The sequence below is a fragment of the Blastococcus sp. OS1-29 genome, from assembly GCF_057628075.1.
Window position 1 is genome coordinate 492,523 of sequence record NZ_JBXXJK010000003.1, and the last position, 26,682, is coordinate 519,204.

The 26,682-nt window shown below is 73.9% G+C and carries 28 protein-coding genes, 1 tRNA gene and 1 pseudogene; 17 read left to right on the plus strand and 13 right to left on the minus strand.

Annotation, left to right across the window (positions count from 1 at the left end; genetic code table 11):
* Position 1: 1 nt before the first annotated feature.
* The 5 genes and pseudogenes from AC2H4J_RS10520 to AC2H4J_RS10540 all read left to right on the plus strand — a co-directional run bounded on the left by AC2H4J_RS10520 (position 2) and on the right by AC2H4J_RS10540 (position 5,144).
* Positions 2-1,249, plus strand: a complete 1,248-nt coding sequence (locus AC2H4J_RS10520) for a 2-oxo acid dehydrogenase subunit E2 (protein ID WP_487464808.1) — start codon at positions 2-4, stop codon at positions 1,247-1,249.
* Positions 1,246-1,701 carry a (2Fe-2S)-binding protein gene (locus AC2H4J_RS10525; RefSeq protein ID WP_487464809.1) on the plus strand — a complete coding sequence of 152 codons (456 nt, stop codon included), beginning with the start codon at positions 1,246-1,248 and terminating at the stop codon, positions 1,699-1,701. The genes AC2H4J_RS10520 and AC2H4J_RS10525 overlap by 4 nt, the downstream gene beginning before the upstream one ends.
* Positions 1,698-3,785 carry a xanthine dehydrogenase family protein molybdopterin-binding subunit gene (locus AC2H4J_RS10530; protein ID WP_487464810.1) on the plus strand — a complete coding sequence of 696 codons (2,088 nt, stop codon included), beginning with the start codon at positions 1,698-1,700 and terminating at the stop codon, positions 3,783-3,785. The genes AC2H4J_RS10525 and AC2H4J_RS10530 overlap by 4 nt, the downstream gene beginning before the upstream one ends.
* Positions 3,786-3,841: 56 nt before the next feature.
* A pseudogene (locus tag AC2H4J_RS10535) lies at positions 3,842-3,910 on the plus strand (low temperature requirement protein A); the annotation flags it as partial.
* A gap of 259 nt (positions 3,911-4,169) precedes the next feature.
* Positions 4,170-5,144, plus strand: a complete 975-nt coding sequence (locus AC2H4J_RS10540; RefSeq protein WP_487464811.1) for a hypothetical protein — start codon at positions 4,170-4,172, stop codon at positions 5,142-5,144.
* Positions 5,145-5,258: 114 nt separating this feature from the next.
* On the opposite strand, the gene AC2H4J_RS10545 is transcribed toward AC2H4J_RS10540, so the two are convergent.
* Positions 5,259-8,324 carry a patatin-like protein gene (locus AC2H4J_RS10545; RefSeq protein WP_487464812.1) on the minus strand — a complete coding sequence of 1,022 codons (3,066 nt, stop codon included), beginning with the start codon at positions 8,322-8,324 and terminating at the stop codon, positions 5,259-5,261.
* Between the two features lie 279 nt (positions 8,325-8,603).
* Between AC2H4J_RS10545 and AC2H4J_RS10550 the strand changes: the two genes are divergently transcribed.
* Complete coding sequence (locus AC2H4J_RS10550) at positions 8,604-9,047, plus strand: iron chaperone (protein ID WP_487464813.1); 444 nt, start codon at positions 8,604-8,606, stop codon at positions 9,045-9,047.
* 26 nt (positions 9,048-9,073) lie between these two features.
* Here AC2H4J_RS10550 and AC2H4J_RS10555 read toward each other — a convergent pair whose 3' ends face one another.
* The 4 genes from AC2H4J_RS10555 to AC2H4J_RS10570 all read right to left on the minus strand — a co-directional run bounded on the left by AC2H4J_RS10555 (position 9,074) and on the right by AC2H4J_RS10570 (position 10,430).
* A complete protein-coding gene (locus AC2H4J_RS10555; RefSeq protein WP_487464814.1) occupies positions 9,074-9,253 on the minus strand; it encodes a hypothetical protein in 180 nt (59 codons plus the stop codon).
* A gap of 125 nt (positions 9,254-9,378) precedes the next feature.
* Positions 9,379-9,543: a lmo0937 family membrane protein gene (locus AC2H4J_RS10560; RefSeq protein WP_487464815.1), complete on the minus strand. Its 165-nt coding sequence runs from the start codon at positions 9,541-9,543 to the stop codon at positions 9,379-9,381.
* Between the two features lie 166 nt (positions 9,544-9,709).
* Positions 9,710-9,786, minus strand: a tRNA-Ile gene (locus AC2H4J_RS10565).
* An 8-nt stretch (positions 9,787-9,794) separates the two neighbouring features.
* Positions 9,795-10,430 carry a TMEM175 family protein gene (locus tag AC2H4J_RS10570; protein ID WP_487464816.1) on the minus strand — a complete coding sequence of 212 codons (636 nt, stop codon included), beginning with the start codon at positions 10,428-10,430 and terminating at the stop codon, positions 9,795-9,797.
* Positions 10,431-10,531: 101 nt separating this feature from the next.
* On the opposite strand from AC2H4J_RS10570, the gene AC2H4J_RS10575 reads away from it, so the two are divergent.
* Genes AC2H4J_RS10575 through AC2H4J_RS10595 form a run of 5 tightly spaced genes read left to right on the plus strand, consistent with a single transcriptional unit; the run spans position 10,532 to position 13,775 of the window.
* Complete coding sequence (locus AC2H4J_RS10575; RefSeq protein WP_487464817.1) at positions 10,532-10,831, plus strand: hypothetical protein; 300 nt, start codon at positions 10,532-10,534, stop codon at positions 10,829-10,831.
* Positions 10,828-11,748 (plus strand): FAD:protein FMN transferase, encoded by a 921-nt coding sequence (locus tag AC2H4J_RS10580; protein WP_487464818.1) that lies wholly within the window; start codon positions 10,828-10,830, stop codon positions 11,746-11,748. The genes AC2H4J_RS10575 and AC2H4J_RS10580 overlap by 4 nt, the downstream gene beginning before the upstream one ends.
* Positions 11,745-12,365, plus strand: coding sequence for a ferric reductase-like transmembrane domain-containing protein (locus AC2H4J_RS10585; protein WP_487464819.1), 621 nt, complete (start codon positions 11,745-11,747; stop codon positions 12,363-12,365). Before AC2H4J_RS10580 ends, AC2H4J_RS10585 begins: the two co-directional genes overlap by 4 nt.
* A gap of 4 nt (positions 12,366-12,369) precedes the next feature.
* The gene (locus tag AC2H4J_RS10590; RefSeq protein WP_487464820.1) at positions 12,370-13,569 is read left to right on the plus strand and encodes an NADH-ubiquinone oxidoreductase-F iron-sulfur binding region domain-containing protein; all 1,200 of its coding nucleotides are present in this window, start codon (positions 12,370-12,372) and stop codon (positions 13,567-13,569) included.
* Positions 13,566-13,775, plus strand: a complete 210-nt coding sequence (locus AC2H4J_RS10595) for a ferredoxin (protein WP_487464821.1) — start codon at positions 13,566-13,568, stop codon at positions 13,773-13,775. Before AC2H4J_RS10590 ends, AC2H4J_RS10595 begins: the two co-directional genes overlap by 4 nt.
* Here AC2H4J_RS10595 and AC2H4J_RS10600 read toward each other — a convergent pair.
* Positions 13,772-14,647: a maleylpyruvate isomerase N-terminal domain-containing protein gene (locus AC2H4J_RS10600; protein WP_487464822.1), complete on the minus strand. Its 876-nt coding sequence runs from the start codon at positions 14,645-14,647 to the stop codon at positions 13,772-13,774. The genes AC2H4J_RS10595 and AC2H4J_RS10600 overlap by 4 nt on opposite strands.
* Before the next feature lie 154 nt (positions 14,648-14,801).
* On the opposite strand from AC2H4J_RS10600, the gene AC2H4J_RS10605 reads away from it, so the two are divergent.
* Positions 14,802-15,947: a GGDEF domain-containing protein gene (locus tag AC2H4J_RS10605; RefSeq protein ID WP_487464823.1), complete on the plus strand. Its 1,146-nt coding sequence runs from the start codon at positions 14,802-14,804 to the stop codon at positions 15,945-15,947.
* Between the two features lie 388 nt (positions 15,948-16,335).
* Complete coding sequence (locus tag AC2H4J_RS10610; RefSeq protein ID WP_487464824.1) at positions 16,336-16,836, plus strand: DUF3145 domain-containing protein; 501 nt, start codon at positions 16,336-16,338, stop codon at positions 16,834-16,836.
* A gap of 177 nt (positions 16,837-17,013) precedes the next feature.
* Here the strand turns inward: AC2H4J_RS10610 and AC2H4J_RS10615 are convergent, their stop codons facing one another.
* The 7 genes from AC2H4J_RS10615 to AC2H4J_RS10645 form a co-directional block, all read right to left on the minus strand.
* The gene (locus AC2H4J_RS10615) at positions 17,014-18,417 is read right to left on the minus strand and encodes an acyl-CoA carboxylase subunit beta (protein ID WP_487464825.1); all 1,404 of its coding nucleotides are present in this window, start codon (positions 18,415-18,417) and stop codon (positions 17,014-17,016) included.
* Entirely contained in the window at positions 18,414-19,655 is a 1,242-nt protein-coding gene (locus tag AC2H4J_RS10620) for a beta-ketoacyl-[acyl-carrier-protein] synthase family protein (protein ID WP_487464826.1), read from the minus strand. Before AC2H4J_RS10620 ends, AC2H4J_RS10615 begins: the two co-directional genes overlap by 4 nt.
* Positions 19,656-19,744: 89 nt before the next feature.
* Positions 19,745-19,987, minus strand: a complete 243-nt coding sequence (locus tag AC2H4J_RS10625; RefSeq protein ID WP_487464827.1) for an acyl carrier protein — start codon at positions 19,985-19,987, stop codon at positions 19,745-19,747.
* A 79-nt stretch (positions 19,988-20,066) separates the two neighbouring features.
* The gene (locus AC2H4J_RS10630; protein ID WP_487464828.1) at positions 20,067-21,035 is read right to left on the minus strand and encodes a beta-ketoacyl-ACP synthase III; all 969 of its coding nucleotides are present in this window, start codon (positions 21,033-21,035) and stop codon (positions 20,067-20,069) included.
* A complete protein-coding gene (locus tag AC2H4J_RS10635) occupies positions 21,032-21,280 on the minus strand; it encodes a biotin/lipoyl-containing protein (RefSeq protein ID WP_487464829.1) in 249 nt (82 codons plus the stop codon). Before AC2H4J_RS10635 ends, AC2H4J_RS10630 begins: the two co-directional genes overlap by 4 nt.
* Positions 21,277-22,170, minus strand: a complete 894-nt coding sequence (locus tag AC2H4J_RS10640) for an ACP S-malonyltransferase (RefSeq protein ID WP_487464830.1) — start codon at positions 22,168-22,170, stop codon at positions 21,277-21,279. Before AC2H4J_RS10640 ends, AC2H4J_RS10635 begins: the two co-directional genes overlap by 4 nt.
* Positions 22,171-22,357: 187 nt before the next feature.
* Positions 22,358-23,527, minus strand: coding sequence for a PucR family transcriptional regulator (locus AC2H4J_RS10645; protein ID WP_487464831.1), 1,170 nt, complete (start codon positions 23,525-23,527; stop codon positions 22,358-22,360).
* A 53-nt stretch (positions 23,528-23,580) separates the two neighbouring features.
* Here AC2H4J_RS10645 and AC2H4J_RS10650 point away from each other — a divergent pair, with 53 nt between their 5' ends.
* From AC2H4J_RS10650 to AC2H4J_RS10665, 4 genes are all read left to right on the plus strand, one after another.
* Complete coding sequence (locus tag AC2H4J_RS10650; protein ID WP_487464832.1) at positions 23,581-24,285, plus strand: phosphatase PAP2 family protein; 705 nt, start codon at positions 23,581-23,583, stop codon at positions 24,283-24,285.
* Positions 24,282-24,827, plus strand: a complete 546-nt coding sequence (locus AC2H4J_RS10655; protein ID WP_487464833.1) for a pirin family protein — start codon at positions 24,282-24,284, stop codon at positions 24,825-24,827. Before AC2H4J_RS10650 ends, AC2H4J_RS10655 begins: the two co-directional genes overlap by 4 nt.
* Before the next feature lie 11 nt (positions 24,828-24,838).
* On the plus strand, positions 24,839-26,044 hold the full coding sequence (locus tag AC2H4J_RS10660) for a M20 metallopeptidase family protein (RefSeq protein WP_487464834.1): 1,206 nt from the start codon (positions 24,839-24,841) through the stop codon (positions 26,042-26,044).
* 74 nt (positions 26,045-26,118) lie between these two features.
* Positions 26,119-26,622, plus strand: coding sequence for a DUF2231 domain-containing protein (locus AC2H4J_RS10665; protein WP_487464835.1), 504 nt, complete (start codon positions 26,119-26,121; stop codon positions 26,620-26,622).
* Positions 26,623-26,682: the final 60 nt, after the last annotated feature.

Below are 26,682 nucleotides of genomic sequence, written 5' to 3' on the forward strand. Positions count from 1 at the left end.
CATGCCCGAACTCCTGCGCATGCCCGAGATCGCGGCGGCCACGACGTCGGCGACCCTCGCCGGCTGGCCGGTGGCGGTCAACACGCGGTTCGCGAAGGCCGACGTCATCGCCACCGTCGAGACCGACAAGGCGGTGGTCGACGTCGAGGCCGAGAGCGACGGCGTCCTCCTGCGCACGCTCGTGCCCGAGGGCGCGGAGGTGGAGGTCGGCACGGCGATCGCCGTGCTCGCGCGGCCGGACGAGACCGTGGACGACGTCGACGCCGCGCTGGCCGCCCTCGGCGTGACCGCGGGCAACGGCAGTGCGCCGGCGCCGGTGCCCGCCTCCGTGCCGGCCGGGAACGGCCACGCCCGGCGCTTCGCCAGCCCGCTGGCCCGCCGGCTCGCCGCGGAGGCGGGGCTGCTCGTCACCGACCTGGCCGGCACCGGACCGGGCGGGCGGATCGTTCGCCGGGACGTCGAGGCCGCCCTCGCCCAGCGGGTCGCGCACGAGGAGGTCGACCTCCAGTCGGAGGACATCGCGCCGTCGACGCCGCCGCCCGTCCGGGCCCGGGCCCTGGGGACGACGGCCGAGTTCACCGACCAGCCGCTGAGCCGGATGCGCCGGGCGGTCGCGGCCCGGCTCACCGAGAGCGTGACCACCGCGCCGCACTTCTACGTCCGTGGGGTGGCCCGGGTCGACGCGCTGCTGCAGCTGCGGGCAGACCTCAACGAGGGCGCCGAGGTCCGCGTCTCGGTCAACGACCTGCTCGTCAAGGCGATCGCGAAGGCGCACCAGCAGGTGCCGGAGATGAACGTCGTCTGGACCGGCGACGCCATCCGCTCCTTCGCCGGTGTGGACGTGGCGGTCGCGGTCGCCACGGACACGGGTCTGGTCACGCCGGTCCTCACCGGCGTCGAGCGACGGTCGATCACCGAGGTCGCGCGGGCCACGCAGGACTTCGCCGCCCGGGCCCGCGAGGGCCGGCTGCAGCAGGCCGAGCTCGAGGGCGGCAGCGTGACCATCAGCAACCTCGGCATGTACGGCGTCGACGAGTTCGCCGCCATCATCAACCCGCCGCAGGCCGCGATCCTGGCGGTCGGTGCCGCGAAGCAGGAGGCGGTGGTGACCGACGGCCGGCTCGACGTCGCGACCGTGCTGCGGGTGACCCTGTCGGTCGACCACCGGCCCGTCGACGGGGCGATCGCGGCACGCTGGATGAGCGCCTTCGTCGCCCTGCTCGAGCGGCCGGTCCGGATCCTGTCGTGACCGCGCTCCAGACCCTCGTGGTCAACGGCACGACGCACGAGGTCGCCTGCGACCCGGACACCCCGCTGCTCTACGTGCTGCGCAACGACCTGGGCCTGGTCGGCGCCAAGTTCGGCTGCGGCCTCGGGCTGTGCGGGGCGTGCAACGTGCTGGTCGACGGGCACCCGACGCACTCCTGCGACACCCCGGTCTGGGCGGTCGTGGGCAAGCAGGTGACCACGGTCGAGGGGCTCGCCGGGCACCGGCTGCAGGAGACGTTCGTCGAGGAACAGGCGCTGCAGTGCGGCTACTGCACGGCGGGGATGGTCGTCACGGCGGCCGCGCTGCTGGAGCGGGAACCCGAGGTGGAGGAGGACGGCGTCCGGCGGGCGCTGGACGGCAACCTCTGCCGCTGCGGCGCCCACAACCGCATCGTCCGGGCGGTGCTCGGCGCGAGGCCGTGCTCCCGATGACCTCCCCGAGCCTGGACAACAACCCGCGGCTGGGCCGCTGGGTGTCGCTCGAGCCGTCGGGCCGGGTGCTCGTGCGGTCGGGCAAGGTCGAGCTGGGCCAGGGCGTGCTCACCGCGCTCGCGCAGATCGTCGCCGAGGAGCTCGACGTCGATCCCGCGCGGATCGAGATGGTGCCGGCGTCGACGGACGCCAGCCCCGACGAGGCGTACACCGCGGGCAGTCTGTCGGTGCAGCACTCCGGGATCGCCCTGCGCGCGGTGTGCGCCCAGGTGCGTGCGCTGGCACTGGCCGCCGCCGCCGAGCAGCTGCGGGTCGCGGCCGACACCCTCACGGTGGCCGACGGCGCGTTCTGCGCGTCCGACGGGCGCCGCACCGACTACTGGGAGCTCGCGCTCGACCTGGACCAGGACGTCGCCGCCGGGGTCTCGGCGAAGGACCCGGCCGGCTACTCCGTCGTCGGTCGGTCGGCTCAGCGGCTGGACATCCCCGACAAGGTCGCCGGCCGCCCACGGTTCATCCACGACCTGCGCCTGGACGGCATGCTGCACGGCCGCGTCCTGCGGCCGCCGTCGCGGGGCGCCGTGCTGGAGTCGGTGGACGACGCCGCGGCCCGGTCGGTTCCGGGCGTGGTCGCCGTCGTCCGCGACGGCTCGTTCCTGGGGGTCGTCGCCGAGCGCGAGGAGAACGCGCTGCGCGCGCTGGCCGCCCTGCGCGCCGTCTGGTCGGAGGAGGACAGCCTCCCGCCCGAGGAGCGGCTGGCCGACTTCTTGGTCGCCGAGCCCACCGAGGAGACGGTCCTCGCCGACACCACCGGCGAGGCCACGACGGCGGCCCGCTCGGTGCGGGCGCGGTTCACGCGGCCCTACCTGGCGCACGCCTCGATCGCGCCGTCGTGCGGCCTCGCGGTCTGGGACGGGGGACGGCTCTCGGTCTGGTCGCACTCGCAGGGCATCTACAAACTGCGGACGGCGATCGCGCGGCTGCAGCAGCTGGCGGAGGCCGACGTCGCCGTCCGGCACGTGGAGAACGCCGGCTGCTACGGGCACAACGCGGCCGACGACGCGGCCTACGACGCGGTGCTGCTGGCCCGCGCCGTGCCGGGTCGGCCGGTGCGGGTCGTCTGGACGCGGGAGGACGAGCTGAGCTGGGGTCCGCTGGGGCCGGCGATGGTCGTGGACATCGCGGCCGACCTGGACGGGACCGGCGCGGTGCAGCGCTGGCAGCACGACGTGTGGAGCAACGGGCACGCCAGCCGCCCCGGTCCGCCCGGGAACCCGCTGCTCGCGGCCACCCACGTCGCGGACGCCGTGCAGCCGCTGCCCGCCGCCGACCCGCCGCTGCAGAACGGCGGGGGATCGGGCCGCAACGCCGTCCCGCTGTACGACCTGCCGAACCAGCTCGTGCGCACGCACCGCCTGCTCACGATGCCGCTGCGCACCTCCGCGATCCGGGCACTCGGCGCCCATCTGAACGTCTACGCGATCGAGTCGGTGGTCGACGAACTCGCGGACATGGCGGACGTCGACCCGGTCGAGTACCGGCTGCGGATGCTGACCGACGAGCGGGCCCGTGCGGTCCTGCGGGTCGCCGCCGAGCGGGCCGGCTGGGGCCGCGACCCGGGACCCGACGCAGGGCTCGGGGTCGGGCTGGCCCGGTACAAGAACCGCGGCGCCTGGTGCGCGGTCGTCGCGGAGGTCCAGGCCGAGGCATCGGTCCGGGTACGCCGGCTGACGATCGCCGTCGACGTCGGGCTCGTGGTGAACCCCGACGGCGTGGTCAACCAGATCGAGGGCGGGGCGCTGCAGGCGCTGAGCTGGACGACGAAGGAGCAGGTGCGGTTCGACGCCCGCACCGTCACCAGCCGGACGTGGGAGGAGTACCCGATCCTCACCTTCAGCGAGGTGCCGCCCGTCGACGTCGTGCTCCTGGACCGGCCCGACCAGCCCGCGCTGGGGGCGGGGGAGGCCTCGACCGGGCCGGCCGCGGCCGCGATCGGCAATGCGCTGCATGCCGCGACCGGGCTGCGGGTGCGCACCCTCCCGCTCACGAGCGCCAACGTCGTCGCCGCGATGGACGGAGGCTGAGGCGCCTGCCGGTCCCGAGGCTGCCCGCGTGACCGGGGGGAGGCAGTTGGCACCCGCACCACATCGTCGACCGGTACGGGCTGTTCACGATCATCTTGCTCGGCGAGAGCGTGCTGGCCACCTCCACCGGCGTGCAGTCGGCGTTCGAGTCCCGGAGGAGTCGGCGGGGCGTTCGTGACCATCGCGGTCGGCGGGCTCGTGCTGCTGTTCGCGTTGTGGATCTTCGCGGCGCTCGCGGCGACGGGTTGTCCGTGACGGGGACGCGTCAGGGCTGCGCGTCAGGGCTGCGCGGCGGACGGCGTCGCCTGCGCCGGCGGCGTCGCCTGGGCCGGCGTCGCCTGCGCCGGCGGCGTCGCCTGGGCCGGCGTCGCCTGGGCCGGCGGCGTGGCATCCGTCGGGGTCGTCGCGGGGTCGGTGCACGTGCTCGGGGGCGCGGCGGCCGGGGTCGGGGTGGCCGGGGTCGGGGTGGCCGGGGTCGGGGTGGCCGGGGTCGGGGTGGCCGGGGTCGGGGTGGCCGGGGTCGGGGTGGCCGGGGTCGGGGTGGCCGGGGTCGGGGTGGCCGAGGTCGGAGTGGGCGTAGCGGTGCCGCCGGCCGGCGGGGTCACGGCGGTGGGGCACGGCGGCGGTGGGCAGGAGACCGCGGGCGGCGCGGGCGGGGTGGCCTTCCCGGCGTCCGCGGCCGGATCCACGGGCGTGGTCGGCGTGGCGCCGTCCGTCGGCGCAGGTGTGACCGCGGGTGCGCAGGTCGGCGGCGGTGGGGTGGGTGTCGGTTCGGCCGACGGGGTGAGTGCTGCCGTGCTCGGCGTCGCGGCGGCCGCGGCAGGCGACGGGGGAGTGCTGGGCGGCTCCGCGACCGTCGGCGGGTCGGCGGCCGGCGGGTCGGCGGCCGGCGGGTCGGGGGCGGGCGGGTCTGCGGCCGGCGGGTCGACAGCCGGGGGCGCGGCCGGTGGGGTGACCGAGAGCGCCGACGCGGGCGGTTCGATGGTCGCGATCGACGGCAGGACGCTGTCTTCGAGCGCGGACTGTGGCGCCGCAGGCGGCGAGGACAGCGGGAGACCCGGTCCGGTCGTGTACCAGTCGTCGAATCCGGGCGCGACGACGCCGATGGCGGGGACCTGGAGCGGGCCCGGGACGAGCTGGAAGTCCAGAGCGGCGGCCGAGCCGGACGGCGCGGACGACCTACCGGCCGTCGCCGTCGCCGTGGCCGCGGACAGCACCGTGGTCTGCGAGATGGCCAGCAGCGACGCGATCGTCAGCGCGGTGGCCCCGGCGCCGAGCACGGCGGAGGCAGCACCGGACGAGCGGTGGTGCGCTCTTTGCATGGCCATGCGGACCCCCGCGCCTTTCCGGAACGAGTGAGCCCCCATAATGAGGTGAGGGCGGCGTCCGGACCACCGACTCCCCGATGGACGGGGCGGCATGCGACGCCGCGCCGCGTGCAGTCGCCATGCCGAGCCGGTTCCTGACGGGCTGTCACCGGCTCGGCGCGGATGCAGCCCCCACCGGGGTCGACGTCTCGTCCTCGTCCTTCACCGCGGGGCGCCCGAGGAACCAGCCGACACCGAGCACGACGGCCACCAGCAGCAGCCGCAGCGCCCATTCCAGGAGCAGGTCGCCCACGCTCTGCTTGCTCTGGACGAGCAGCTGCACCACCAGGCCGGCCAGCGCGACAACGACGATCGCGGCCACGAGCACGATGCGGCGGGTGAGCGACGTCCCCGCCAGCTTCCCCTGCCGCAGCGCGGCGATGCTGGCCACGGCCAGGATCAGGACGACGCCCACGAGCGGCACCATCAGCGGGATGCCCGGAACGATGACGGCGAGGCCGAGGAGCGCGCCGCCCACGCCGAGGACCAGGCTCGTCAGGTTGCGGCCCGTGGCGCTCTTCCCGGCGAGGAAGTTGCCCAGCACCCAGAGCAGGAGGGCGTACCCCCGCAGCGCCTTGAAGAGGCCGACGACGGCCTGTGGCCTCGGGACCGAGGCCGCGGTCGCGGTGAGCGAGGCGGCGGCGTGGGAGACGGTGCGGGTGAAGGTGTCCGAGCCTCGCTCGGCCTCCTGCGTGATGGTCTGCCGTCCGACCGCGGCGGCGCTGGCGTCCAGCAACGCGTCCAGGGCGGCGGCCGTGAGCGGGGCTCCGTCGGGACCGCGGTCCTGCAGCGCGGTCCGGGCCGGCTCGGCCCACTGGAGTCCGAGCGGGACCGGATCGGGCTCGGCGATGACGGCGGTGGCCAGCGACGCGAGTTCCGCTGGGAGGAAGTCGGTGCTGATCCGGTACGCGATCCGCTCCGCGACGAGGGGGAACGTCCGCGGGAGCGGCCCGCCGCCCTCGATCACGCTCAACTCGGTGGTGAGCTTCCCCCTCACCGCCTCCCAGCCCGCGGCCAGTTCCCTGGCACGGGGGCCGTCCGGGGGGCCCACCGCCACCTTCTCGAGCGCCCCGAGCGCCGTGAGCGCCGCGCCGGGATCGGAGCCGTAGAGCTGCCGGAGCCGCTCCGGCGCCAACAGCATCTGGATCAGTTGCCGGGAGCCGTCGATGCGTCCCCGGAGCCAGTCGTTGGCCCGCCAGGACTGACGGTAGAAGGCGCCGAAGTGATGCAGCTGGATCCCGGTGACGAGGTCCTTCTGCAGCGAACTGAGCTGCACGAGCTCGACCGCCTGTTCGGGCATGTCGCTGACCCCGGTGAAAGCCACGTGCACGACCTCGAGCCGGAGCATGTTCCGGAGGACGTCGGACGCCGCCTCCTCGTCGGCCACCAGCAGCCCGGCCAGCGCGCCCAGGCGCCGCCGGTCCTCGCCGTCGCGGTCGACCCGGGAATCGACGTCGGCACTGACGCTGCGTACCTCCGGCCCTGCGTCGACCAGGCATCGAGCCAGTTCGAGGGCGAGCTCGTGCAGCCGGGCCCCCATCGAGAGCCCGGCCGCGCCGCCCCACCGCGACACGAATCCCGTCAGGTCTTCCCGCAGCCTGGTCAGCTCTGCCTTGGTCGCGACAGGATCGTCGCTTCGGGACGGCAGGACGCAGGTCCGCCAGTAGGCGTCCAGGGCCGTGCGTACGGCACGGACGTCGCGGAGGACCTCGTGCACCCGACGTCGTTGCGCCACGATCGTCCCGCGGCGGTCGTCGTCCAGGGGAGCCAGCCACACCGCGCGCTTGAGCACGTCCAGGACGACGTCCCCGAGCCGACGCACGGTCGCCTGGCCCCAGCGCCAGCCGTTCCCCGAGGCGGCGAGCGCCGCCTGCGGGTCGCCCTGCGGGATGAAGGGGATGTCGTCGAGGTCGGCGATCAGGTCGCGGAGCTCCGCGGACACCTCGCGCCGGCTCCAGGGCGGCTGGCCCGGTCGCGAGAGCAGCAGCTTCGCCACCGATTCGGCGGTGTCGGCCCGGCGGACCTCGAGATAACCGGGATAGGCCGACCCCACGAGGTCGGTTCTGCCGCCGTCCGGGGCGGCCGCGTCGAGCAACGTCTGGGCCAGCCGGTCGCGGGCGCGCCGCCGGTGCGCGGTCTCCTGGTTCCGCCGGTCGATCTCCGCCAGTTCGTCGGCGACCGAGTCGGCAGAGCGCAGCCGCGTCATCACCCCGAGCATGACGTCGGCCGCTCCGGGCAGCTCGGTCACCGTCTGGCTGCCTTCTCCGGTCGCCGCCTCGCCGGGATCGGGGACGACGTAGGCGAGGATCCGCCGCACCTGCTGGTCGGCCGCCTGCCGGTAGACGGCTTCGATGGCCGGCCGGATCGGCTTGTTGCGCAGGATGCCGCCGTCGATGACGAACTGGGAGCGCCCGAAGTTGGCCCGGCCGGCGTTCGACGGCCACCGCCCGTCGGGCAGGGGACCGCCGTCACAGACGACGACGTGGAACGGCTCGAAGGCGGCCGGGAACGACGCGGTGCAGCGGGAGGCCACGCCGAGCTGGGGGGTCACGCAGCGGTCGCGCAGGTTCCCGTGGTCGGTGCCGGAGGGGACGGTCTCCGGGTCGGAGCTGAAGTGGAAGGTGGCGTCGTGGTCCAGTTCGGTGATCCGGCGGCCCATGTCGTCGGCGAAGAAGCTCCGGCGCCCCTCCCACAGCGTGCCGGTGAGGAAGAGGTCGACGTCCTCGTCCTCGCCCGCAGGCGCCCCCGGGCGGTCCGCCCACACGCGGTTGTAGGCATCGGTCAGCGCCGCGTGGAAGTACTCGCCACGCAACAGCGAGGGCGCGGCTGTCTTCCGGGGGTCGCGGAGCAGGATGCCCAGGTCCCCCTGGTCCTGCCACAGCGTGCGCAGACCGGACAGGTTGCAGCCGTGCACCAGTCCCAGTGCGAGGAAGCCGCCGTTGATGCCGCCGGCGCTGGTTCCGGCGATGACGTCGATCCGGGCGCTCGCCTGCAGGACGCCGAGCAGGTCGGCGTAGGCGTCGGGGGCCGCGGGGCGGCGCCGGCTCGCCTGCACGAGGCCGTTCAGCTCGTGGGCGACGCCGCTGATCCAGACGGCGAGGCTCACCCCGCCGTTGAGCACGACCGCCAGGCGGATCTCCTGGGTGGCGTCGTTGCCCTGCGGATCCGTCACGACCGGGCCTTCCTCGCGGGCGGGAGGTGGCGGATGCGGCACGAACGAGACATGGGTCCCCCGTGAGCTGCGCGAACGGCGTGGCGCACGGTAGCGCCGCCACCACCCGCGCGGAAGGTCCGTCGCGACGAGCGCGACGAGCGCGACGAGCGCGATGACCCGACGGCCCCGGTCCGATCGGTCAGGAATCGAGAAGTCCTGACCGGCACCGCGCCCTAGCCTCTTCCACCAGACGGCCTCGGCGACCGGGAGGCCCTGAGGACGAACGGAAGTGCACAAATGACCGCGAAGACCACGGAGACCGACGGCTTCAGCGCCGACGAGCGTGCCGCCATGAAGGCGCGGGCGGCCGAGCTGCGCGCGGAGGGGAAGAACGGCGCCAAGAAGGCCGACGGGCTCCAGCAGGTGCTCGACGCCCTCGCGAAGATGACCGACGACGACCGTGCGATCGCCGAGCGCGTCCACGTCACGGTGACCACCCACGCCCCGGACCTGGCGCCGAAGACCTGGTACGGCATGCCGGCCTACGCGAACGCCGACGGGAAGGTCGTGCTGTCGCTCAAGAACTCGGGCAAGTTCGGGCAGCGCTACTCGAGCCTGGAGTTCCAGGACTCGGCGCACCTCGACGACGGCGACGTGTGGCCGATCGGGTTCGCCATCACGAAATGGACGCCCGAGGTGGAGAAGAAGGTCGCCGAACTGGTCACCGCCGCGATCTCCTAGCGGGGCGGTGACGGCATCAGTCGGCCTCAGGCAGGCTCTTCGGCGTCCAGGTACCGGATGATCGCGGACTCGACGATCTCGGCCATGGACTGCCCGGATTCGACGGAATGGCGCTTGAGGCGCTTGCGCAGTTCCGGGCGGACGCGCACCGAGAGCATCGCGATCGTGTCGATGTCGGCCTGGGAACGCCGGTCATCAGATGTCATGGCGCCCTCGTCCCCTCGCCGATCGAACCGTCATCCTGTGGCCGCATGCTGACATGCGGTCGCAGGTGACGTCCCGTCGGGCTGCCTGAGCGGAGGGATCGGCCCGGACAGCCCGACGGAAGCGGTCAGAGGCGGCTGCGGCGGCCCGCTCGTCCTCCGACGACGAAGTGGGCGATCACGGCGATGACGGCAGCGATGAGCAGCAGGTGGATGGCGAAGGCCGTGACGTGGAACGCCAGCAGGCCCAGGAGCCAGAGCACGAACAGCACAGCGGCGATGATCAGGATCATTGCGACCTCCTGAGAAGGGCTGCGGAGAGAACCGCCTGGACCGACTACCCACGGAGTGCTGCAGTCATGCATGCACGCATGCGCGCCTACTTGTTTGCGGCTTCCGGCCGTCTCCGGTGCGGTCGGCGTCGACCTGGGAAGACCAGCGGGAACGACACATCGGCCCTGGTGGGGCGGGTGGGGCTCGAACCCACGACCCAGGGATTATGAGTCCCATGCTCTGACCAGCTGAGCTACCGCCCCGGCACCGGTCAGTGTCTCAAACCTGCCGCGTGCCCCGCGTCAGCACGTCGACCCGGCAGCAGCCGGTCCGCGGGGCCGGTGAGCAGGAGGAGCAGCAGCGCGTAGTAGTTCACTGCCTGGATCGCGGTGCCGAGGACGAACGCCAGCACGAGCAGGCCGGTCGTCAGGAACGCCGCTCGGGGGAACGCCTCGCGCTCGGTGATGCCTTCTCGCCGGAGCGCCGGCCGCCGCCACACCAGCACCGCGGCCACCGCCATGAGGACCGAGCTGAGCGCGACTGTCCCGGTGTAGACCCCGACCGCGAGCCGCTCGTGGACCGAGTAGGCAGCTGCCAGCTGAGTGGCGAACGGCAGGAAGACGATCGTCAGCACCCAGCCGAGGTTGACGAGCACGAACGCGGTGTCGTAGCCGCCGACCCGCTCGATCATCCGGTGGTGGCCGGTCCACAGCCGGGCGATCACCGCGAAACTCAAGAGGAAGGCCCCGAACGGTGCGGCGTTCTCCGCGAAGACGTCCGCCACGTGCGCCGGCACGTGTTCGCCGCCGATCACCTCGGCCAGCGGCAGCACCAGCAGTGTGATGGCGATGGCGACCACCGCGTCGAGGAACGTGATGAACCGGTCGAGGCCGCGGTCGGTGCGCACCGGCGCAGGCTAGAGCGCTCTCAGCCACTGCACAGCCCGTTCCCCGGGTGAACCGAGCCAGGCGCCTCATCGTCGTACCTGACGACGTTGAGGAGCCCGTGATGCAGACCGACCCGTTCGAAGCCCGCCGCACCGGAGCCCACCGCCTGCGCGTGGTGACCGCGTCCATCGGCGCCGCCGCAGTCGTCGGCACCGGCGCGCTCGCCTGGTCCGTCGCGGCCGACACGGCGTCGGCCTCCGTCGGGACCACGACCGGCAACGGCGAGGTATCCGACGACGGCTCCACGAGCACCAGCACGACCACCAGCAACGACGACGACCAGTTCGTCGTGCCCGACCAGCTCCCGCAGACCAGCACCTTCGGCGGCGGCAGCTCGCACGCGTCGAGCGGTGGGTCGTGATCGCCACCGCCGACTGGACGGCGTGGACCTGCCGCGTCCGTCTGGCCGTCACCGACCCCGCCGCCCTACCCGAGGCCCGGCAGCTGCTCACCGACCTGATGGCCGACGTCGATCTGGCGGCCAGCCGGTTCCGCGACGACTCGGAGCTCGCCGCGGTCGACCGGGCGGACGGCGCGTGGACGTCGATCAGCCCCCTGTTCACCGAGCTGCTCGCCGTGGCCCTGCGCGCAGCCCGGCTCACCGACGGGGACGTCGACCCCACCGTCGGCGGCGCCCTCGCCGGGCTCGGCTACGACCGGTCCGTCGAGGAGATCCGGGCGGACGGCGTCGTCGTCGCCGTCCCCGCTCCCGGATGGCGCGCGATCGAGCTGGACGAGGAGAGCTGCCGGGTACGGCTGCTCCCGGGCGTCCGGCTGGACCTCGGCGCCACCGCGAAGGCGTGGACCGCCGACACCGCCGCCGGCGCGATCACCGCGACGACCGGCAGCGGTTGCCTCGTCTCGATCGGTGGGGACGTCGCCGTCGATGGTCCGCCGCCCACCGGGGGCTGGCGCATCCGGGTCGAGGACGTCACCGGGAACCCGGACGCCGCGCCGGCCGGCCCGGCCGCCGTCGTGACCATCGCCGGTGGGGGACTGGCGACGTCGTCGGTGACCGCCCGCCGCTGGCAACGCGACGGCCTGTGGCTGCACCACCTCGTCGACCCGCACACCGGCATGCCGCCCGCGCCCGCCTGGCGGACGGTCTCGGCGGCCGCGGGCACCTGCGTCGACGCCAACGTGCTGAGCACCGCCGCCGTCGTCCGCGGCAACGGCATCTGGCCGCTGCTCCGCACCGCGCGGCTGCCGGTCCGCCTCGTGACGTCCGACGGTCAGGTGCTCACCGCCGGGGGCTGGCCCGAGGAGCGTGCGGCATGACCGGCATCGTGCTCTGGTACCTGAACCGGGCGACCGGCATCACGTCGCTGGTGCTCATGACGCTGACCGTCGTGCTCGGCAGCATGGTCCGCCGCCACGGCCAGATCCCGGGGCTGCCGCGGTTCGCCGTCCACGGCCTGCACCGCAACGTCGGCCTGCTGTCGGCGCTCCTGCTGGTCACCCACGTGGGGACGGCGGTCGTCGACTCCTACGTCGACATCGGGGTGTCGTCGTCCTTCGTCCCGTTCGTGGCGGGCTACCGGCCCTTCGCGATCGGTCTCGGCACGCTCGCCGTCGATCTGCTCCTGCTGGTCCTGGCCACCAGCCTGCTGCGCAACCACCTGCCGCTCCGGCTCTGGAAGGCGGTGCACCTGACGTCCTACCTGATGTGGCCACTGGCCTTCGTCCACGGCATCACCGCCGGCACCGATCTCGGTGGCGGGTGGCTGCTCTGGCTGGTTCTGGCCTGCGCCGGCGCCGCTGCCTGGTTCTCCACCGCAGCCCTCCTGGCCCGGAAGACGATGCCGCCGCCGGCGGAGCGCGCCTCGGCCGCCCTCGCCGCCACCTCCGACGCCCTCGCCACCGGCACCCCGGTCGGCGTCTTCCGGAACGGATGACCACATGAGCGCTCCATCCCTCGTGCGAGGCCTGCTCGACGCGCCCAGCCCGTCCTACGCCGACCACGTCGCCGCCCACGGTCCGCTGCCCCCGGTGGACCTGCACACGCTGGTCGAGGAGGCCGCGCTGATGGGACGCGGCGGCGCCGGCTTCCCGACGGCCACCAAGCTGCGCAGCGTCGCCGCGGCCGCCGCGGACACGCGGCGCCCTCCGGTCGTGGTGGCGAACGGCTCGGAGGGCGAGCCGGCGGCCGCCAAGGACACGACCCTGCTGACGCTCGCGCCGCACCTGGTGTTCGACGGGCTGGCCCTCGTCACCGGATCCCTCGGCGCGACGACCTCGTACCTCGCGGTCCGCCCGGAGCTGCTGCCCGGGCTGACGGCGCACCTGGCCGAGCGCCGCGACCGGGTCGGCGTCCGGTTGCACCCGGTCGCCGACGCCTATCTCGCGGGGGAGGAGTCGGCGCTGTGCGCGGCGCTCGAAGGCGGCCCACCCCTGCCGCGCACCAAGTTCCCGCCGGTGCGCGAGCGCGGTGTGGACGGCCGACCCACGCTGGTGCTCAACGTGGAGACCCTCGCCCGCCTCGCCCTCATCGCCCGCGGGAACGCATCCGCGGCCGGTTCGATGCTGGCCACCCGGCGGATGGAGATCGCCGGCACCCCGTGGGTGGACGTGGTCGACGTGCCGCTGGGCAGCCGGATCGGCGACGTCCTCCGTCTGGACGGCGCCCAGGCGGTGCTGATCGGCGGATACGCAGGCACCTGGGTCGAGAGCCACCGCGCGGCGGACCTCCGGCTGGACCGCGGCGGCCTCGCCCCCGCCGGCGCTTCCCTCGGCGCAGGCGTGCTGGCCGCGCTGCCCGCCGACCGCTGCGGCCTGGTCGAGGCCGCCCGCGTGGTCGGGTTTCTCGCCGGCGAGTCGGCCGGCCAGTGCGGGCCATGCCTGAACGGGCTGCCCCGCATCGCGTCGGCGCTTGCCCTGCTCGCCCAGCCCGGTCGGCCGCCGTCCGGGCTGCTGCGCGACGTCGAGCGCTGGTCGGGGCTGCTGCCCGGCCGGGGCGCCTGCTCGCATCCCGACGCCACCGTCCGGCTCGTCGCCAGTTCGCTGCGCGTCTTCTCCGACGAACTGGCCCGCCACGGGGCCGGACGCTGCAGGGCGCGGACGGCACAGCCCTTCCTGCCCGTGCCGGGGAGCCCGCGATGACCCGGCTGGCGGTGGACCCGATCGCCTGCACCGGCCACGGGTTCTGTGCCGAGCTGTTCCCGGAGGGCATCACCCTCGACGAGTGGGGCTACCCCCTGCTCGTGCCCGCTGACCTGCCCCCGGAACTGGTCCGCACCGCGAAGCAGGCGGCGGCCGCGTGCCCGACCCGGGCGCTGCGGCTGCGGGAGGACCTCCGGACGCGCTAGCCACGGCCGAACAGGCGGCCCAGCATCCCGCCGGCGCCTCCGACGGTCCGCGCGGCCAGCTGGAGAATCGGGCCGCCGGGGATCCCGGGCACGGCCTGCACGATCGGCGCCAGCTTCAGCAGCCCGCCGACGTCGTGCACCTTCAGCCGACGGCGGGCAACGGCCGGCACCGGGTTGATGCGGCCGGACGCCGCCTCGAGCAGCAGGTCGGCCGGTGCCTCGACGGCCGGTCCGGTGAAACGTCCCGCGGCCACCTGCCGGACGGTCCAGCCGTGCGGGTCGGCGGCGAACGCCCAGCCGCCGTCCGGGGTGGCGAGCGTGACACCGCCGGTGATGCCCAGGGACGCCGCCAGGCCGCCGGTCACGTCGGCCAGTGCGGCGATGCCCGACTGCAGCACGTCCGGCGGCGGGGGAGCGGCGCCGCAGGAGACCAGGTCCAGCCCGTGCACGGCGAGCTCGTAGGCCTGGCCGAGCACGACGCTGAGCAGCGGGATCCGGCCGACGACCGAGACCGTCGGGGCGGTGTCGAGCTCGGCCGGCTCGTGGGCCAGATAGCGGGCGGTCGCCTCGCGGTTGCGGCGCAGCGCCGCGTGGACCTCGTCCCGGGAGGCGTCGCGATGGGCGGCGGTCACCCGCGCGTTGACGCCGTCGACGTCCGGTGGGGTGCCCGTGCCGCCGGCCCGTGCCGACTCGATCAGATCGGCCATCGCGGTGTGGTCGTCCCAGCAGCCCAGGTGGACGCAGATCTCGTGCGCGCGCCAGCCGTCCAGCCGGGAGGGACGGTCCAGATCGACCCCCTCCGCGGCCGCGAGGAAGGCGTCCCACGCCGTCAGCACCATCGCGCCGACCTGCTCGCGGCCGGCGTCGGCCATTCCCTGATGTGTCGCCACGCACCGCCTCTACCCGTCCTGCGCTCGGGCAGGCATCGCACGCGGTGGCACGCGTTACACCCCGGCGGCAACGTTTCTCACCCCCCGGGGTGAGGGACGGGTCAAGGAGCGCGCCCCTGAGGTCGATCGCAGGACCGTGACCGAATACCCGGCTGCGGACCGCCGCGCCCTCAGTGCGCCCCGGCGCGTCCCGGCCCCAGCCGGGATGCTCCGGCGGCTGGGTGCCGCTGTGCGCGCCGGCCTGTACCGGCCCCTGGCCGGGGACGACGACCGCGTGGCCTACTGGGTCCGGCACGTGCGCATCGGCGTGCTGCTGACCGAGATCGCGGCACTCGCCGTCATCGGCTACGTGCTGGTCACCGACAGCCCCGGTCGTGACAACCCGGTCATCCTGGCCCTCACCGGTCTGGCCATGGTCGGCTGCCCGCTGCTGTTGCTGCTGCCGCTGGCCGAGATGATGCGCGACTCGCGCGGCCCCACGATGTTCTACCTCTGGAGCTTCGCGACCAGCGCCCTGGTCATCATCGGCACCCGGCTCGACGGCGGCCCGTCCAGCCCGCTCGACGCCCTGCTGTTCCTCACCCTGACGTTCCTCGCGGTCGCCTACTCGCCCTACGGCGTGGTGCTCATGGGCTCGCTCATGACCGTGGCCTACCTGGTCTTCGTCGAGCTGCCCGGCCTGACCACGTCCGGACTGTTCTTCCTCGCGATCATGGGCGCCTTCACGATGGTCTGTGCCATGGCCTCGGCCAACTCCTGGGCCGCGTACGACCGGCAGGTGATGCTCATCCGCACGCAGGAGATGCTGGCGTCCACCGATCCGCTCACCGGCATCCCGAACCGGCGCGCCTACCTCGAGCGCGTGGCCGAGGCCGTCGACGCCGCGGCCTGGGGTCACCAGACCGTCGTCTGCCTCGTCGACCTCGACGGGTTCAAGGCCGTCAACGACGCCGGCGGGCACGCCGCGGGCGATGCGATGCTCCGCGCCGTGGGCGCGGCCCTCGGCGGCGCCGTGCGCGAGACCGACACGGTCGCGCGGCTCGGTGGTGACGAGTTCGCCGTCCTCGCCGACATCTCCGTCGCCTTCTCCGGCGACGTCCTCGCCGAGCGCCTGCGCGACGCGGTCGCCCGGATCGGCCGTCTGTCCGGGGTCACGGCGAGCATCGGGGTCGCCGAGGTGCAGCCCGGGGACGACGTCGGGGACCTCATGCACCGCGCGGACGCCGCCATGTACCGATCGAAGAAGGACGGTGGCGACCGCATCACCGTGCTCGGCCACTGACGCCGGTCCGCACCTACCGAGTGGCGCAGCGTGAGAACGAGACGCTGTTGACTACAGAACGTGACTGACGGCGGGACGTCCGTCATGAATTCGAATCGCCGCACCGACCAGGGACCTGGTTCCCGTCGGGGTCGCCGGAGAATCATGCGAAGCCGGCTGGACGCGATCGCGAGCGACGTGGTAATGCGTTTGACCAGCAGTAAGACGCATCACTCGTGACCATCCGTCACATTCGCCCCAACCGACCCACCCGGGCTGGCGCGATCGGGTGGTCATCAGGCAGACTGTCTGCAGGAGCCCTGCTCCGTCATTGCCGAATACAGCGCGTCACCGAATTCGATGGTCCGTAGGGGAAGACGAGACCGATCGATTTCGATGGAGGTGCCCCGTGCAGCGACGGTCTACCCAGGGTGTCGTCTTCGTGCACGCGTGCCCGAAGGCGCTCTGCCAGCATGTCGAATGGGCGCTGGAACGCGTCGTCGGCGCGCCGGTCTCCCTGTCGTGGGCCGACCAGCCCGCGGCACACGGTTCCTACCGTGCCGAGGTGGCGTGGACGGGTTCGCCTGGAACCGCCGCGCGGCTGGTCGCTGCGCTCCGCGCGTGGCCCATGCTGCGCTTCGAGGTCACCGAGGAAGCCAGCCACGGCAACGACGGCGAGCGCATGTCCTACGTTCCCGGCCAGGGTGTCTTCCGTGCGCCCACCAGCGCCAACGGCGACATCATGATCAGCGAGCAGCAGCTGCGGCACCTGGCGGCGACGGCCGGCTCGATGGAGGCCTTCCGGCACGGTGTCGACGAGCTCCTCGGCGCGGCCTGGGACGCCGACCTGGAGGTCTACCGGCACGCCGGCGACGGCAGCCCGGTCACCTGGCTGCACCAGGTCGTCTGAGGCTCCGCGTCGTCGTAATCTGAGACCGGTCGTCCGGGCGCCGTCGGGGAAGCGGCGTCCGGACGACCTACTTCGTGCCTCGCTGATGATCAGGGTCGCTGATCACAAGGGGTCCTACCCCGCGGTCGACGGTGGGGGAGGACCCACTTTGATCAGGAACGCTGATCATTCCGGGGGCTACAGCGGGATGTTGCCGTGCGCCCCGCGGCCGGGGGGCGCGGCCGCCAGCGCGGCGACCAGCCGGCGCCGGGTCCGGTTCGGCTCGACGACCTCGTCCACGACGCCGATCTCCAGCGCCCGGTTCACGCCGCCGGCGATCCGCTCGTGCTCCGCGGCCAGCTGCGCGTGCAGCTCCTCGCGCTCGTGCGGCGGTGCGGCGGCCAGCTTCTTGCGGTGCAGGATGCCGACGGCGGCCTTCGCGCCCATGACCGCGACCTCGGCCCCGGGCCACGCGAACACCGAGGTGGCGCCCAGCGACCGCGCGTTCATCGCGATGTAGGCGCCGCCGTAGGACTTCCGGGTCACCAGCGTCACCCGCGGCACCACCGCCTCGGCGAAGGCGTGCAGCAGCTTGGCCCCGCGCCGCACCACGCCGTCCCATTCCTGGCCGACGCCGGGCAGGTACCCGGGGACGTCGACCAGCACCAGCAGTGGCACCCCGAACGCGTCGCACATGCGCACGAACCGGGCCGCCTTCTCGGCCGACGCGGAGTCCAGGCAGCCGCCCAGGCGCAGCGGATTGTTGGCGATCACCCCTACCGTCCGGCCGGCCAGGCGGCCCAGCGTCGTCACGATGTTGGGGGCGAAGCGCGGGTGCAGCTCCAGCCCCGGCGCATCCAGGACCGCGGTGACCAGCGGCTTCACGTCGTACGCGCGGTTGCGCTGCTCGGGCAGCAGTGCCCCCAGGTCGACGTCCGCCTCGTCCTCGGCGGGCTTCAGCTCGCCCTGGGCGGCCAGCAGGTCGACGGCCATCCGGGCGGTCGCCAGGGCGGCGGCCTCGGAGTCGGTGACCACGTGCACGACGCCGCTGCGCCGTCCGTGGGTGTCGGGGCCCCCGAGCTTCTCCTGGTCGACGTCCTCACCGGTGACCGAGCGGACGACGTCCGGGCCGGTCACGAAGACCCGGCCGGCCGGGCCCATGATCACCAGGTCGGTCAGCGCAGGACCGTACGCCGCGCCACCGGCCGCCGCGCCGAGCACCACGGAGATCTGCGGGATGCGGCCCGACGCCCGCACCATCGCGGCGAAGACCTCGCCGACGGCGTGCAGCGCGGTGACGCCTTCGGCCAGACGGGCGCCGCCCGAGTGCCAGATGCCGACCGAGGGCACCCGCTCCCGCAGGGCGGCGTCGATGGCGTCGACGATGTGCCGGCAGCCGTCGAGACCCATGGCGCCACCCATGACGGTCGCGTCGGTGCAGTAGGCGATCGCCGGGCTGCCCTCGACCGTGCCGCGCGCGGCGAGCACCCCGGAGGTGTCGCGCGCGGCCAGCAGCCGCATGGACCCGGGATCGAAGAACCGCGCCAGCCGGTCCTCGGGATCGCGCGGGTCGACCGCCTCCGGTGCCGGGTCCTCGCTCACGCGGTGGTGAAGACCAGCGCCATGTTGTGGCCGCCGAAGCCGAACGAGTCGTTGACCGCGGCGGTGAGCGTCGTGCGCCGTGGCTCGCCGCGAACGATGTCCAGCGCCTGGACGGCGGCGTCGTCGTCGGGGTCGTCCAGGTTGGCCGTGCCCGGCACGATCTGCTCCCGCAGCGCGAGGATCGTGAAGATCGCCTCCAGGGCACCGGCGGCGCCGAGCAGGTGACCGGTCTGGCTCTTCGTGGCACTGACCAGCACGTCCCCGCCCAGCGAGGAGAGGATCGCGGCGGCCTCGGCGGTGTCGCCCACCGGCGTGGACGTGGCGTGCGCGTTGACGTGCTGGACGTCGGCCGGGGTGAGTCCGGCGTCGCGCAGCGCCGCGGTGATGGCGCGGGCGGCACCCTCGCCCTCGGGGTGCGGCGCGACCAGGTCGTAGCCGTCGGCGGTGCCGGCCGCGCCGGCCAGGCGGGCGTGGATGCGCGCCCCGCGGGCCTTCGCGGCGTCGGCGCGCTCGAGCACGATCGCCGCCGCGCCCTCGCCGAGCACGAAGCCGTCGCGAGCCTTGTCGAACGGCCGGGAGGCGCGCTCGGGCTCGTCGTTGCGGGTGCTCATGGCGCGCATCGCGGCGAAGCCGGCCATCGGCAGCGGGTGGACGCACGCCTCGGTGCCGCCGACGAGGACGACGTCCGCGCGGTCGAGGCGCAGCATGTCGAGGCCCCAGCGGATCGCCTCGGCGCCCGACGCGCAGGCACTGACCGGGGCGTGCACGCCGCCCTTGGCGCCGATGGCGAGACCGACGGCGGCAGCCGGGCCGTTGGGCATGAGCATGGGGATGGTGAAGGGGGAGACCCTCTTGGGTCCCTTCTCCTCGAGGACGTCGTCCTGGCCCAGCAGGGTCAGCGCTCCGCCGATGCCGGTGCCGAAGACGACGGCGATCCGTTCCGGAGCGACTCCCGCGTCGGCCGCGCCGGACTCCCGCCACGCCTCCTCGGCCGCGATGACGGCGACCTGCTGGCTGCGGTCCAGACGCCGGGCGCGGACGCGGTCGATCTGCTCGGCGGGGTCCGTGGCGAGGCGGGCGACCAGCTGGGCCGGGTAGTCCTTGACCCAGTCGTCGGTGATCCGGCTGACGCCGGACTTCCCGGCCAGGAGGGCCTCCCAGGTGCTGGCGACGTCGCCACCCAGGGGCGTGGTGGCACCGAGACCGGTGACGACGACGTCGGCGGTGGACGTGCTCATGGCAATTCCTCCTGGTCGCGGTGCTCGCGGCGAGGCCCTCTACAGGGCCCCGCCGCGAGCCTGCGAGTGGTGGGTGGCAGGGGGTCCTCTTACTGGTTCTTCTCGATGAAGCTGATCGCGTCGCCGACGGTCTTGATGTTGCCGAGCTCGTCGTCGGGGATGGCGACGCCGAACTTGTCCTCGACCGCGGTGGCGATCTCGACCATCGACAGCGAGTCGACGTCGAGGTCGTCGGTGAAGGACTTCTCGGGGGTGGCGTCGGCGGGGGTCACGCCGGCGACCTCCTCCAGGATCTCGGCCAGACCGGACTGGATCTCCTGGGTGCTGCTCACGCGACGGGTCCTCTCTCTCGGATGGGGCGGGCGGGGCCCGCCGTAATCCGGGACCAGGTGTCCCGGGAATCAGTGGGTATCACGGAAGGACCAGTACCTGCCCGGCGAACGTGAGGCCGGCGCCGTAGCCGAGCACCAGGGCGAGGTCGCCGGACTTCGCCTCACCCGACTCCATCAGCGCGGTGAGGGCGAGCGGGATCGAGGCGGCCGACGTGTTGCCCGCCTGCACGATGTCGCGGGCGACCACGGTGTTGTCCGGGAAGCCGAGGCGCTTGGTCATGGACTCGACGATGCGCAGGTTGGCCTGGTGCGGGGCGAACACGTCGATGTCGTCCGGACCGACGCCGGCCTTCTCCATCGCCTCTTCCAGGGTGGCCGTGAGCTTCGTCGTCGCCCACCGGTAGACGGCCTGGCCGGCCATGGTCATCGTGGAGCTGCCGGCGGCGATCTCGATGGCGTTGTACTGGTCGCCGTCGCTGCCCCACGCGACCGGGCCGATGCCCGGCTCGTCGGCGGCGCCGACGACGGCCGCCCCCGCCCCGTCGGCGAAGATCACGGCGGTGCTCCGGTCGCTCTGGTCGGTGACGTCGGTCAGTCGCTCGACTCCGACGACGAGCGCATTGCGCGAGGAACCGGACCGGATGGCGTCGCTCGCGACGCTCAGCGCGTAGCAGAACCCGGCGCAGCCGGCATTGAGGTCGAACGAACCCGGACGCGGGACGCCGAGCCGGTGCGCGACCTGGGGACCGATGCCCGGGATGGGCGCGCGCAGGCTGGCGCTGGCGACGATGACCAGGTCGACCTCGTCGGGCGACAGGCCGCTTGCCGCGATCGCCTTGCCGCCCGCCGCGACGGCCATCTCGACGAGGGTCTCGTCCTCGCTGGCCCAGCGCCGCTCGGCGATGCCGACGCGGCTCTGGATCCACTCGTCGTTCGTGTCCATCACCTGGGCGAGTTCGTCGTTGGTCACGCGACGGCGCGGGCGGTAGGCACCGAGCCCGAGGATGCGCGCACCCGCGGCGCCGGTCGGGAGCTGGATGGTGCTCATGCGCTGACCTCCGGGTACAGGCGGGCGATCGGATCTCCGGCGTCCACGAGGTCGCCCTCGTGGACGAGCCACTCGGCCAGTACCCCGTCGTAGGCGGCCGAGACGTTCATTTCCTCGCGACGGCTGCGGATCCTGCCGAGCGGGGAGCCGGCGGGCAGCCGGGTGCCCTCGGCGACGTCGGCCGGGCTGACGGTGCCGCGGGCGGGGGCGACGACGAGGCGCCAGGCGTACCCGGGGTCGGTCACGCGCCGCCGCCCAGCAGCTCGCGGGCACGGGCGAGGTCCTTGGGCGCGGACAGGGCGAGGATCTCGATGTCCGACCCCTTCCACTCCCGCTTCGCCAGACCGGCGAGCGCACCGGCGGGCGGCAGTTCGACGACGGCGGTGACCCCGAGCTCGCGCAGGGTGGCGAGGCACGAGTCGAACCGGACGGGGCTGGTGACCTGGCTGACCAGCCGGCGCACGACCTCCGCGCCAGTGTCGACGGCCTGGCCGTCGGCGTTGGACAACAGCCGGCGGCTCGGGTCGGCCGGGTGCAGGGTGCCGACGACGGACTCCAGCTCGGCGCGCGCGGACGCCATGTACTCGGTGTGGAAGGCTCCGGCCACCGACAGCGGCATGACCCGGGCCTTGGCCGGCGGATCGCCCTTCAGCGCCTCCAGCCCGTCCAGGGCGCCGGCGGCGACGATCTGGCCGGCGCCGTTCATGTTGGCCGGGGTGAGACCGTGCTTCTCGATCGCTGCGAGCACCTCGTCCGGGTCGCCACCGAGGACGGCGGACATGCCGGTCGGCGTCTGCGCGCACGCCTCGGCCATCGCCCGGCCGCGCGCGGCGGTCAGCGTGATCGCGTCCTCGACGCTCAGCACGCCGGCGAGCGCCGCCGCCGTGAGCTCGCCGACGCTGTGGCCGGTGATGACGACGTCCCCGACAGCCGGTGCCCCCGGTTCGGGGACCGCGCCGAGCTCCTGGGCGACGAACAAGCTCATCGCGACGACCAGCGGCTGGGTGACCGCGGTGTCCTTGATCGCCTCGGCGTCACCGGTCGTGCCGAGGGTCAGCAGGTCCGCGCCGGCGAGCTCGCCGGCCCGGCGGAAGAAGGATTCGGCTCCGGGGAGATCGAGCCAGTCGGTGAGCATTCCGGGTTTCTGCGCACCCTGTCCGGGTGCGAGGAGGGCCAGCACTCGTCCACCGTGCCAGTGATCTTGTGCCCGCGGGGAGGGTGTGCCGAACGAAAGCACACCCGTGATCTTTGTGGAGACCCTCCAAGAACAGTGGGCTCGCAGGCGGATTCACGCCGTTCCGGTGGTGGACACCACACGGAACTCAGTGCCAGAGGGAGCGATCCCGGTCGAGTTCGGCGAGTGCCAGGGCGACCTGCAGCGTCCAGCTGCCGCGCGGATCGGTGACCGACTGGCCGGTGAGCTCGGTGGCGCGCTTGAGCCGGTACCGGACGGTGTTGGGGTGCACGAAGATCGCCCGGGCACTGGCCTCCAGGTTGCCCCCGCTGTTGAGCACCGCGCGCACCGTCTCCAGCACCTCGCGCCCGGCTGCCTGCAGGGGAAGGGCCACCCGCTCCTGCAGCTGGGCGCGGGCGATCGGATCGCCGTCGAGAGCGCGCTCCGCGAGCAGGGCGTCGGCCGACACGGGGCGCGGCGCGTCGGGCCACGCGCGTGCCGCCCGCAGACCGGCGAGCGCCGCCGCTGCCGACTCACCGGCCTGGCCCAGGCCCTCGACCACCGGACCGAGCACGACGGGTCCCTTGCCGAACTCCTCGGTGACCCGTTCGGCCACGTCATCGAGACCCCCGTCCCGGCCGAGGACGACGACCAGCTGGTCGGCGTGCACGCCGACCAGCACCTCGCTGCGCAGCGACCGGGCCGCCCGGCGGACCGCCGAGTGCGGGTCGTCGACGCCGTCCGGCGTGGCCCCCACGAGAACCGTGACCGGCGTGTCGGACGCCCAGCCGAGGGCCGCAGCCCGGCCCGAGAGCTCGTCGGACCGCTCCCCGCGCACGAGGGCATCGACGACCAGGGCCTCCAGCCGGGCGTCCCACGCGCCACGGTTCTCGGCGAAGCTCGCGTACACGTGGGCGGTGGCGAAGGCCACCTCGCGGCTGAACTGGAGGACGGCGAGGTGCAGCGCGTCCTCGTCACCCGGCTCGGCGACGGAGGCCACGTGGTCCTCCAGCACGTCCACGGTGACCTTGATCAGGTCGACGGTCTGCTTCAGGGCAACGACCCGGACCAGTTCACGCGGGGCCGCCCCGAACACGTCGCCGGTCAGCCGGGGCGGGCTGCCGGGGTCGCGGCACCACTCCACCAGGGAGGCGATGCCGTTCTGCGCGACCAGCGTGACCCACGACCGCCGGTCCGCCGGCATCTCGCGGAACCAGGAGAGCTCGTCGTCCATCCGGGCGACGGCACGCGTGGCGAGCGCTCCCGACGAGCGCTCCAGCCGCCGCAGCGTCGCCTCCGTCGGCGGGCGCTTGCTCACCCCACTCACGCTCCCAGCGTGTCACGCCGACGACGGTCGGGAAGAGTGGAGCGGTGACAGTTCCCCCGGACGGCGCCCCGGTCCTCGCCCGCGCGCGTGCCCGCCGTGCCGTCCCTGCCGCGGTGGTCACGGTTGCGGGCTGCCTCGTGGTGCTCGCCTTTCTCGGCGCCGGGGTACGTACCCACTTCGGGCCCCAACTCCGGGTCGACGGCGCCGTCAGCGAGGCCCTCTATGCGGGGGACCACCGCGCCGCCACGCTCACCACGCTGCTCGACGTCCTCACCGCACCGGGGCTGTCGCTGTTCCGCTACGTCGTCTACCTGCCCGTCGTGCTCCTGCTCCTGCGCCGCCGGGCATGGTGGACCGTCGCCTGGCTCGCCACCGCCGTGGTCCTGATCGGCCCGCTGAACACGCTGCTCAAGCACTTCTTCGGGCGCGTGCGACCTCACTTCACCCAGGGCGGCGCTCGTCTGGAGTCCCTGAGCTTCCCGAGCGGTCACTCCTCCGGCATCGCCACCCTGGTCACCGTCGCCCTGGTGCTGGCCTGGCCGCTGCTGGCCGGGCGGGCCCGGCACCTGGCCCTCGCCGCCGGGGTCGCGCTGGTCCTCCTCGTGGGCCTGACCCGCATGTGGCTCGGTGTGCACTTCCTGTCCGACGTCCTGGGCGGGTGGGCCCTGGGGGTCGGCTGGAGCCTGCTGACCGCGCTGCTCTTCGGGGCGTTCGCCGAGGGCCGGGCGTCGCTGCGGCCGACGTCGTGAGCGACCTCGACCAGCGGATCGTGGTGGCTCCCACCGACGGCTCGCTGGGCCCGCTGCTGCGGATCGCCGACGACCAACTGGCCGCCGGCGCCGGGTACGGGCCGCACGACCACCGGGACGTCGACGTGGTCGCGGTCGTCCTGGCAGGGTCGCTGCGGCACAGCTGGGGGGACGGCGCGCAGTTCGCGGCGGGCGATGTCGCCGTCCTGCGGGCCGGGTCGGGGCTCACCCATGACGAGGTCGCCGGGGACGACGGCGCCCGGCTGCTGCAGTGCTACCTGCGCAGCGCCGAGCCGGCGGCGCCACCGTCGCACGAGGTGCACCGCGCGGCGGACGGATGGGTCGACCTCCGCCGTCGGGACGCCAGGCTGTGGGTGGGCCGGGCCCGGCCGGGGGAGGCGGTCGAGGTGCCGCCGGGGCTGCTCCTCGTCCGCGGCGTCGACGGGGTGGTGATCGAGCAGCAGGACGGCCGCCCGGTGGGCGGCCCCGCCGTCCTCCTGGTCTGGCAGCTCGACACCTCCCGCCCCGACTGGGCTGTGTGAGAGTGCTGCCCATGCCGATCAGCGCCTCGGAGCTGCTCTCCGCCGCCTACACCGACGCCGACGCCACGATCGACCTGCGCCGGCGGCTCCACCGCCACCCGGAGGTCGGGCTGCACCTTCCGCAGACCCAGGCGATGGTGCTCGACGCGTTCGCCGGCCTCCCGATCGAGCTGACCACGGGGACGACGACCAGCTCGGTCGTCGGCGTGCTGCGCGGCGCCCGGCCCGGGCCCACCTACCTGCTCCGCGGGGACATGGACGGGCTGCCCGTGCAGGAGGACACCGGGCTGCCGTTCGCCTCCGAGGAGCCCGGCGCGATGCACGCCTGCGGGCACGACACCCACATGGCGATGCTGCTCGGCGCCGCCCGGCTGCTGGCCGAGCGCCGCGACCTGCTGGCCGGCCAGGTGGTGTTCATGGTCCAGCCGGGGGAGGAGGGCTTCCACGGCGCCCGGTTCATGCTGGAGGAGGGGCTGCTGGACGTCGTCCCGGACGCACCCGTGAGCGGGGCGTTCGCGCTGCACATCTCCTCGACGCTGGAGAGCGGCAGCGTCAACGTGCGGCCCGGCCCGATGATGGCCGCCGCCGATCAATGGCGGATGGTCGTGCGCGGCCGGGGTGGGCACGCCTCCGAACCGCACGCCGCCGCCGACCCGATCCCGGCCGCCGCCGAGATCGTGCTCGCCCTGCAGTCGATGGTCACCCGGCGAGTGGACGTGTTCGACCCGGCGGTGGTGACGGTCGCGCACATCGAGGCCGGTTCGGCCAACAACGTCATCCCGGACAGCGCGATGCTGGAGGGCACGATCCGGACACTGTCGGCGGAGCGCCGCACGGACGTCGTCGAGTCGGTGCAGCGGGTGGCCACGCATGTCGCCGCGGCGCACGGGCTGACGCTGGAGTTCGAGCACGTGGAGGGCTATCCGGTCACGGTCAACGACCCCGGTGCGGCGGCGCGGGTGCTCGAGGCGGCGACGGAGCTCTTGGGCCCCAGCGCGAGCCGGGTGTCGCCGGCCCCGCTCATGGGTGCCGAGGACTTCTCCTACGTGCTGCAGAGGGTGCCGGGCGCGATGGCGTGGCTGGGTGCCTGCCCGCCCGGACTGGACCCCGCGACCGCGCCGGCCAACCACTCGAACCTGGTCGTGTTCGACGAGGAGCCGCTGCCGGCCGGGGTCGCCGTCTACGCCTGGATGGCCCTGCAGGCGCTCGCCGGCTGACGGCTTTCACAGCGTCGTGCCAGGTTGGTGTGGCTCACTGTTCGGCGACCTGTGCCCCCGACCCGGAGGAATCCGTGCCCGCGACCGTCTTCGGACTGCCCACCCACGCGATCGTCGTCCACGCGACGGTGGTCCTCCTGCCGCTCGCGTCCCTCGCCGTCCTGCTGCACGCCTTCTGGCCGGAGGCTCGGCGCCGGCTGGGCGTCGTCACCCCGGTGCTCGCCGGCATCGCGCTGGTGCTCGTCCCGCTGTCCACCCAGAGCGGTGAGGGCCTCGAGCACGCGATGCGAGGGAACGCGCTGATCGAGCGGCACGCCGAGCTCGCCGACGGCATGCTGCCCTGGGCGATCGCGCTCTTCGTCGTCGCCGTCGGCCTCTGGCTGGTCGATCGCCGCCGCGCCCGCCCGTCGGCCGGCGCGGGGCCCCGTTGGCTCCCGGTCGTCGTCTCGGTGCTCGCCGTGGTCGCCGTCGTCGGGACCGTGCAGCAGATCGTCCGCGTCGGTCACGCCGGCGCCCAGGCCACCTGGAACGGGGTCGTCACCTCCGCGTCCACGTCCGGCGGCGACGGGGACGACTGACGTCGGCGTCCGGCCGCCCATGCACCACCCCGACGGCGGTGACCCGGTTGCCCGGGGCAC

Coding starts and splice junctions, on each gene's coding strand:
- AC2H4J_RS10520 (WP_487464808.1), top strand. CDS start 2: ATGCCCGAACTCCTGCGCATGCCCGAGATCGCGGCGGCCACGACGTCG.
- AC2H4J_RS10530 (WP_487464810.1), top strand. CDS start 1,698: ATGACCTCCCCGAGCCTGGACAACAACCCGCGGCTGGGCCGCTGGGTG.
- AC2H4J_RS10550 (WP_487464813.1), top strand. CDS start 8,604: ATGACCGCGAAGACCACGGAGACCGACGGCTTCAGCGCCGACGAGCGT.
- AC2H4J_RS10555 (WP_487464814.1), bottom strand. CDS start 9,253: ATGACATCTGATGACCGGCGTTCCCAGGCCGACATCGACACGATCGCG.
- AC2H4J_RS10560 (WP_487464815.1), bottom strand. CDS start 9,543: ATGATCCTGATCATCGCCGCTGTGCTGTTCGTGCTCTGGCTCCTGGGC.
- AC2H4J_RS10575 (WP_487464817.1), top strand. CDS start 10,532: ATGCAGACCGACCCGTTCGAAGCCCGCCGCACCGGAGCCCACCGCCTG.
- AC2H4J_RS10585 (WP_487464819.1), top strand. CDS start 11,745: ATGACCGGCATCGTGCTCTGGTACCTGAACCGGGCGACCGGCATCACG.
- AC2H4J_RS10590 (WP_487464820.1), top strand. CDS start 12,370: ATGAGCGCTCCATCCCTCGTGCGAGGCCTGCTCGACGCGCCCAGCCCG.
- AC2H4J_RS10595 (WP_487464821.1), top strand. CDS start 13,566: ATGACCCGGCTGGCGGTGGACCCGATCGCCTGCACCGGCCACGGGTTC.
- AC2H4J_RS10600 (WP_487464822.1), bottom strand. CDS start 14,647: ATGGCCGACGCCGGCCGCGAGCAGGTCGGCGCGATGGTGCTGACGGCG.
- AC2H4J_RS10620 (WP_487464826.1), bottom strand. CDS start 19,655: ATGAGCACGTCCACCGCCGACGTCGTCGTCACCGGTCTCGGTGCCACC.
- AC2H4J_RS10630 (WP_487464828.1), bottom strand. CDS start 21,035: ATGAGCACCATCCAGCTCCCGACCGGCGCCGCGGGTGCGCGCATCCTC.
- AC2H4J_RS10640 (WP_487464830.1), bottom strand. CDS start 22,170: ATGCTCACCGACTGGCTCGATCTCCCCGGAGCCGAATCCTTCTTCCGC.
- AC2H4J_RS10660 (WP_487464834.1), top strand. CDS start 24,839: ATGCCGATCAGCGCCTCGGAGCTGCTCTCCGCCGCCTACACCGACGCC.